The organism is Lacisediminimonas sp. (genome assembly GCF_030645335.1).
GTDB lineage: Bacteria > Pseudomonadota > Gammaproteobacteria > Burkholderiales > Burkholderiaceae_D > Lacisediminimonas.
Genome location: NZ_JAUSNH010000088.1, coordinates 1 through 7341 on the forward strand (window position 1 = coordinate 1; position 7341 = coordinate 7341).

The window sequence follows — 7341 nt, forward strand, 5'->3', positions numbered from 1 at the left end:
TTGGGGATCAGGTCGGCGCGTCGTTGATACTGGTTCACGACTTCGCTCCATGCGGCCTTGGTGGTCTCGTCCTTGCTCTGGAATTCATTGTAGCCACAGCCGCTCAATAACACGCCCAGGACAGCGACGGCCAGCCAACTCGTCCATTTTTTCATTGATATTCTCCAGGGTTAATTGGGGGTGATGTGCGCTAGGTCGTCAGATGGGGGCAAGCGGGCGCGGTTTCAACAGCACGGCGCTCATCGCAACCAGGATCAACAGTATGGCTGCATAGTCCTGCCAGTGCGGTGATTCGTTCAGTATCCAGGCGCCTGAGAAGACGCCGACCACCGGGATCATCATGACTGAAATGCTGGATGCCACCGGCGGCAACAAGCGCGCCAGGCGGAACCACATCACGTGTACCAACCCGAAAATGATGATGCCGTTGTAGAGGATGGCGCCGGACTCGGCGGCAGTCGGCATGCGCCAGCCGTCGCGCTCCAGCACGATCGCGCCGATGGACATGACAATGGTCGTGATCACGAGCATCCAGAAGGTCAGTGCAATGGTCGACAGATCGATCCGGGAACGCTTCATGGCCACCGTCCCATATCCCCATGCCGCTGCACCGATCAGAATGATCACGCTGCCCAGCGGCTGTCCGGCAATATTACCGAACTCGCTCGACAGCAACAGCAATGCACCGATGAGCGCGCAAACTATGCCAAACCAGGCACGGCGCGGTATTGACTCGCGGAAAAAAATCACGCCGGCAAGCACCGCCCATACCGGCATCGTGTAGCCGAGTATGGCGGCGCGGCCGGAAGAGAGCATGCGTACGCCGTACACGATCAAGGTGTGCCAGATCAGCATGTTGGGTATCGTGAGGCGGAGGATCGGCATCAGGTGATCAAGCCGCAGCGATAGTGATTTTTGCTGGTAGCGGGCGGCCAGGGCAATCAGCGGCAAGCCAATCATCATGCTCAGTACGCGAAAGGATAGTGGCGGGAAATCCTGAACGCCGATTTTCATGATGGGCCAATTAAAGCCCCAGCACACTGTCACTAAAACGACCATCAGCCAGTCGCGGCGGGAGAGGGATGTCATGCCGGAACGATAGCATGACACGGTACAATATGCTCCCGCCTGCGGCCTTGCCGGCGCTCACAGAAAGCGATTGAATCTTGAGCTTTGTCGAAAAATTAGGTGCAGCATGGACCAGTCAGGGGTCGATGCTGTGTGTCGGGCTCGATCCCGATATCGCCAAATTCCCGGCCGAACTGCGCGGCCGCCCCGACGCGGTTGCCGAATTTTGTATCCGGGTGGTCGACGCCACCGCGCAATTCGCTTGCGCATTCAAGCCGCAGATTGCTTACTTCGCTGCGCTCCGGGCTGAGGAGCAGCTGGAACAGGTGTGCCGCCATGTGCGTGAGCGGCATCCGCACTTGCCGCTGATACTCGATGCCAAACGCGGCGACATAGGCGCTACCGCCGAGCAATACGCACGAGAAGCCTTCGAGCGCTACGACGCCGACGCCGTCACCGTCAATCCCTATATGGGGCAAGACTCGATTGCGCCCTACCTGGAATGGCGCGATCGTGGCGTCATCGTACTTTGCCGGACGTCCAATCCCGGCGGCTCCGACCTGCAATTCCTGAACGTCAACGGTCAACCGCTGTACCAGCATGTTGCCGAACTGGTTGCCAACAAATGGAACACGAACGGTCAATGCGGCCTGGTGGTGGGCGCGACTTTTCCGGCCGAACTGGCCGAAGTGCGCCGGATCGTCGGCGACATGCCGCTGCTGGTGCCGGGCATCGGCGCGCAGGGCGGTGACGTGGAGGCAACGGTGCGGGCGGGAATGGACGCATCGGGGGCCGGCATGATGATCAGCTCCTCGCGCGCGATCCTGTATGCCAGGCCGCAAGCCGATGAAACTGCGTGGCAGGCCGTGGGCCGGGCCGCAAAAGAAACGCGCGACGCCATACGGGCCGCCGGCTTGCCCGCTTGATTGCTTATTCTTCGAGTTGACGCAACAGGCAGGCCAGCGCGTGCGCCACTGCCTGGTCTCTAACCGCACGCCGGTCACCTTCGAACACGCGGCGCTCGGTGCGTGTCTTGTTGCCGACCTGCCAGCCGAAGCACACCGTACCCACCGGCTTGCCAGGTACCGCGCCACCGGGACCGGCAATGCCGGTCGTCGATACCGCTACGCTTGCACTGCTGTTGTCGACCGCCGCCTGCGCCATCGCCGCTGCGATTTCCTCGCTGACTGCGCCATGCTGCGCAATCGTCGCGGCCGGAATGGACAGCAGCTCACTCTTGGATGCATTCGAATAGGTCACAAACCCGCAATCGAACCATTCCGATGAACCGGGTATGTCGGTAATGGCCTGGGCGATGCCACCGCCGGTACAGGATTCCGCTGTTGCCATCAAAAGTTTTCGCCGCTTGAGCGCCTGCCCGACGCTAGCCGCCAGTGCGGTTATGTTTTCCATGCCTGCAGTCTCCATGCTTGTTTCTGGCCACCCTTTTCGCGGGCGGTCCGGTTGCGATCATTGGAATTCGACCAGAACAGCTTTCAGATTACACGCCACAGCGCGAACAGCAAGAGGGTGTAGAACGCGGCAATGATGTCGTCCCACATTACACCGAATCCACCCTTGATGTGACGGTCAAACCATCCGATCGGTGGCGGCTTGACCATGTCGAAAATCCGGAACCAGATAAAGGCCCATAACTGGGTTGCGGCAGGCACCGGTGCAAGCAGTAACAGCACCAGCCAGAACGCGATGATTTCGTCCCACACCATGCTGCCGTGATCGCTGATTCCCAGGTCGCGTCCGGTCTTGCCGCAGGCCCAGATGCCGAGCACGAATCCGGTGGCGATGATCACGGCCCAGGCGCCGGTACTGAAAACATCCGGCCAGCGACTGCTGAGGATATTGAATGACAGCCATGCCAGCAGCGTGCCTGCCGTGCCGGGCATGATGCGCGACAAGCCGCTGCCAAAGCCCTGGGCAATCAGGTGCGCCGGGTGCGCCAGCATGAAGCGCGAACCGGGCTTGCTGACCAGGGCGGTCTGCCCGCTTTCAAGAGTAGTCATTATTTGAAGTGATCGAATGAGTGCAAAACGAGCTGGACCGGCTGCGCGCGGGCATCCTGCAGGCGCAAGCCCGGTGCGCTGTCGATGACGCCGATACGCGTGACCGGTGTTGCTGCTGCGCCCGCCGCTGCCAGTACTTCGTTGCGTGCCGATGCCGGCGCAGTAAAGCACAGTTCATAGTCGTCGCCGCCGGCCAGCGTGTAATGGCGTCGTCGCTCCAGGCTCTGGCCGTGCAATGCGGCGCCCGTGGGCACCGCATCGACGTTGATCGTGGCGCCCACCTTGGCCTGCTCCAGGATGTGGCCCAGGTCGCCGCACAGCCCGTCTGAAATGTCGATCGCGGCATGGGCGATGCCGCGCAGCGCAGTGCCGAGCAATACGCGCGGTGTGGGCCGCAGCAGGCGGGCGTCGGCCTGCTGCATGGCCGGCGTCTCGAGTTCGATTTCGTTCAGATGGGCAGCCAGTGCCAGCCGGGCTTCGCCAAAGCTGCCTGACACCCAAATGTCATCGCCCACGCAGGCGGCACTGCGCCGCAGGGCTTGCGCCAGCGGTACTTCGCCCAACACCGTGATGCAGATATTGAGCGGCCCGCGGGTGGTGTCTCCACCGATCAGCGGGCATGCAAACTGGTCGGCCAGCGCGAACAAGCCATCGGAAAACGCAGCAAGCCAGGCTTCATTGGCCGATGGCAGCGACAGCGCCAGCGTGAATGCCAGCGGCTGCGCGCCCATGGCTGCCAGGTCGGACAGGTTGACCGCCAGGGACTTGTGTCCAAGCGATGCGACATCGACATCCGGGAAAAAATGCCGTCCCTCGACCAGCATGTCGCACGATATTGCCAGGTGCATGCCCGGTGCGGGCGCAAGTAACGCACAGTCGTCGCCTATACCCACGGCCGTGCGGCTTCCCGCCGGCAGGGGACGTTTGAAATAGCGGGCAATCAGGTCGAATTCGGACAGCATCCCGGGATTGTACCCAAGCTATCGCTGCTGTCCGAAAGCGCGATGCTGCCGCGTCATCCGGATCAGGCCTCGACCATGTCGAAGTCCGCCTTGGCGACGCCGCAATCGGGGCAGGCCCAATCATCGGGAATGTCGGCCCAGAGTGTGCCGGCCGGAATGCCTTCATCGGGCATGCCGATGCTTTCATCGTAAATAAAGCCACAAACGACGCATTGGTAGGTTTTCATGTTTTTCCCTTGTTTAAATGGTGGAATCGGTTGGAGCTGGCGCCGGGATCAGGCTGCACTTTTGATCGAGTCGAGCACGGACTGATAGTGGTTGGCATGGCGCTCTTCCACCTTGGCCAGCGCGGCGAAACGCTTGGCCGCTTTTTCCAGCGTGCGCTTGAAGTTTTCGGCATGCTCGCGCGACTCGGCGATCTGGTCATCGTATTCAGCGACTGCCGCGGTATTGCCTTCTTCCTGTGCCAGGTGGCGGAATTTCGGATACATCTCGGTGTACTCGTAGGTCTCGCCTACGATGGCGATTTCCAGCGATTTGGCGGGTGTCATTGCCGCCTTCGGATACAACAGGTCGAGATGACCGAATGCGTGCATGACTTCCTGGTCGGCAGTCGCCTCGAAAGCGCGGGCAACGTCTTCGGCACCGGCTTCTCGTGCGAGTTTGGCGAAATAACGGTACTTGATGTGTGCCATCGATTCGCCGGCGAAGGCGGATTCCAGATTTTCTATCGTGATCGACTTGTTTGGATTTGCCATGATTCATTCCTCGGTTGGTTATTCTGCTGGGCGCTTTCAAGCGCGACAGGACGAATGATAGGGTCACCGCGTCAATTAATAAATTTAATTGTTTATATGTATCCGATAGTATTTTTCGATAGCGATCGGGCGATGCAATCAGAAACACGGTATTGGCGGCAATTTCGTCTGCTAAAATCTGCGGCTTTCCCCAAGCAACCCAAAGGCCCGCAGTGATGGATCCTTCGAAAGACGAACAAGAACAACTCCGCCAGCAATTCCGCCAGGCGGCGCTCGAGTACCACGAGTTTCCGACGCCCGGAAAAATCAGTGTGACGCCGACCAAGCAATTGACCAACCAGCGCGACCTGGCGTTGGCCTATTCGCCTGGCGTTGCGGCCGCTTGTGAAGAAATTGCCGCCGATCCGACCAAGGCATTCCGCTACACCGCGCGCGGCAACCTGGTGGCCGTCATTACCAATGGCACTGCAGTCCTGGGATTGGGCAATATCGGCGCACTGGCTTCCAAGCCGGTGATGGAAGGCAAGGCCGTGCTGTTCAAGAAGTTTGCGGGCATCGACGTGTTCGATATCGAAGTCAATGAAACCGACCCCGACAAGCTGTGCGACATCATTGCCGGCCTGGAGCCGACGTTCGGCGGGATCAACCTGGAAGACATCAAGGCGCCGGAGTGCTTTTACATCGAGCGCAAGCTGCGCGAGCGGATGAAGATTCCGGTCTTCCACGATGACCAGCACGGTACGGCGATCATCGTCGCGGCGGCCGTGATCAATGGCCTGAAAGTGGTCAACAAGGACATGAAGGACTGCAAGCTGGTGGTCAGCGGAGCCGGCGCGGCTGCATTGGCTTGCCTGGACCTGATCGTCGACATGGGATTCCCGGTAGGTAACATCTTCGTCACCGACCTGGCCGGCGTGGTCTATACGGGGCGCAAGGAGTTGATGGATCCGGACAAGGAAAAATTTGCCCAGGACACGTCAGCGCGCACGCTGGCTGAGGTCATTCCCGGCGCCGATATTTTCCTTGGCCTTTCCGCAGGTGGTGTGCTGAAGGCCGACATGGTGCGCGCAATGGGCGATCGGCCGCTGATACTTGCGCTGGCCAATCCAACGCCGGAAATCCTGCCCGAAGAAGTGCGCGAAGTGCGCAGCGATGCGGTCATCGCGACGGGCCGTTCGGATTACCCGAACCAGGTCAACAACGTGTTGTGCTTCCCGTATATTTTCCGCGGGGCACTCGATTGCGGCGCGACGACGATCAATCGGCAGATGGAGATCGCTTCGGTGTACGCGATCGCCGAACTGGCGCAGGCCGAGCAATCCGACATCGTTGCCACGACCTACGGCATCACCAACCTGTCGTTTGGTCCGGAATACATCATTCCCAAGCCATTCGACCCGCGTTTGATGAGCCGCATCGCACCCGCGGTGGCGCGGGCGGCGGCGGAGTCCGGTGTCGCGGTGCGACCGATTGCGGACATGCAGGCATATACAGAGAAGCTGGACCAGTTCACTTATCGCAGCGGCTCCTTCATGAAGCCGATTTTCGGCATCGCCAAGAAGGCCAATGCGGCCAAGAAGCGCATTGTCTACGCCGAAGGCGAGGAAGAGCGCGTGCTGCGCGCGGTGCAGGTGGTGGTTGACGAAGGGCTGGCCAAGCCGATCCTGGTCGGCCGTCCGGCGGTGCTCAAGCAGCGTATTGAGCGCTTTGGCTTGCGCCTGCGGCCGGAAATCGATTTCGAAATGATCAACCCGGAATCCGATTCGCGTTACCGTGACTATTGGCAGACTTATTACAAAATGACCAGCCGCAAGGGCATCAGCGAGCAGTATGCCAAGCTGGAGATGCGTCGCCGGCACACGCTGATCGGCGCCATGCTGATCCATAAGGGCGAGGCCGATGGCTTGATCTGCGGCACCTACGGTACCACCCACTTGCACCTCGATTACATCGACCAGGTGCTGGGCAAGCGGGAGGGCGCCAAGGTCTATGCGGCGATGAACCTTCTGCTGCTGCCGGACCGCAATGTGGTGCTGGTCGATACGCACGTCAACGAAAACCCGACTGCGGCCGAGCTGGCAGAAATCACGCTGATGGCCGCAGAAGAAATGCGCCGCTTTGGCATGCTGCCCAGGGCGGCACTACTCTCGCACTCGAATTTCGGCACCAGCAACAGTCCTTCTGCGCTGAAAATGCGCGAAGCGCTGGCGCTGATCCGCGAGCGTGATCCCGAGCTGGAAGTGGACGGCGAAATGCACGGCGACACAGCGCTGAACTTCGATCGCCTGAAATCGCAAATGCCCGACACGACATTGAAAGGCGATTGCAACCTGCTGGTGATGCCCAATATCGAGTCAGCCAATATTGCCTATAACCTTCTGAAGGTCGGTGCCGGCGGCGGCGTGGCTATCGGCCCGGTCTTGCTGGGATGCGCCAAGCCGGTACACATCCTGACACCATCGGCTACAGTGCGCCGCATCGTCAACATGACCGCGCTGTGCGTGGTCGATGCGGTGGCCCAGCGCTGAGCGG

At 60.3% G+C, this 7341-nt stretch carries 9 protein-coding genes; 2 read left to right on the top strand and 7 right to left on the bottom strand.

The features are described 5' to 3' along the window. Both Q7T64_RS06265 and Q7T64_RS06270 read right to left on the bottom strand, forming a co-directional pair. A partial coding sequence (locus Q7T64_RS06265) for a LemA family protein (RefSeq protein ID WP_370653265.1) occupies positions 1-155 on the bottom strand: 155 nt, incomplete at its 3' end. 43 nt (positions 156-198) lie between these two features. Then, positions 199-1089: a DMT family transporter gene (locus Q7T64_RS06270; RefSeq protein ID WP_304792945.1), complete on the bottom strand. Its 891-nt coding sequence runs from the start codon at positions 1087-1089 to the stop codon at positions 199-201. A 77-nt stretch (positions 1090-1166) separates the two neighbouring features. Here Q7T64_RS06270 and pyrF point away from each other — a divergent pair, with 77 nt between their 5' ends. Continuing rightward, positions 1167-1994, top strand: coding sequence for an orotidine-5'-phosphate decarboxylase (gene pyrF, locus Q7T64_RS06275; RefSeq protein ID WP_304792948.1), 828 nt, complete (start codon positions 1167-1169; stop codon positions 1992-1994). Between the two features lie 4 nt (positions 1995-1998). Here pyrF and Q7T64_RS06280 read toward each other — a convergent pair whose 3' ends face one another. From Q7T64_RS06280 to Q7T64_RS06300, 5 genes are all read right to left on the bottom strand, one after another. Beyond that, positions 1999-2481, bottom strand: coding sequence for a CinA family protein (locus tag Q7T64_RS06280; protein WP_304792951.1), 483 nt, complete (start codon positions 2479-2481; stop codon positions 1999-2001). Between the two features lie 83 nt (positions 2482-2564). Next, positions 2565-3089 (bottom strand): phosphatidylglycerophosphatase A, encoded by a 525-nt coding sequence (locus Q7T64_RS06285; RefSeq protein ID WP_304792954.1) that lies wholly within the window; start codon positions 3087-3089, stop codon positions 2565-2567. Then, on the bottom strand, positions 3089-4051 hold the full coding sequence (thiL, locus tag Q7T64_RS06290) for a thiamine-phosphate kinase (RefSeq protein WP_304792957.1): 963 nt from the start codon (positions 4049-4051) through the stop codon (positions 3089-3091). Before thiL ends, Q7T64_RS06285 begins: the two co-directional genes overlap by 1 nt. 62 nt (positions 4052-4113) lie before the next feature. Beyond that, on the bottom strand, positions 4114-4278 hold the full coding sequence (locus Q7T64_RS06295; protein WP_304792959.1) for a rubredoxin: 165 nt from the start codon (positions 4276-4278) through the stop codon (positions 4114-4116). A 48-nt stretch (positions 4279-4326) separates the two neighbouring features. Beyond that, positions 4327-4809, bottom strand: coding sequence for a rubrerythrin family protein (locus Q7T64_RS06300; RefSeq protein ID WP_304792961.1), 483 nt, complete (start codon positions 4807-4809; stop codon positions 4327-4329). 215 nt (positions 4810-5024) lie between these two features. Between Q7T64_RS06300 and Q7T64_RS06305 the strand changes: the two genes are divergently transcribed. After that, positions 5025-7337, top strand: a complete 2313-nt coding sequence (locus Q7T64_RS06305) for an NADP-dependent malic enzyme (protein WP_304792962.1) — start codon at positions 5025-5027, stop codon at positions 7335-7337. Positions 7338-7341: the final 4 nt, after the last annotated feature.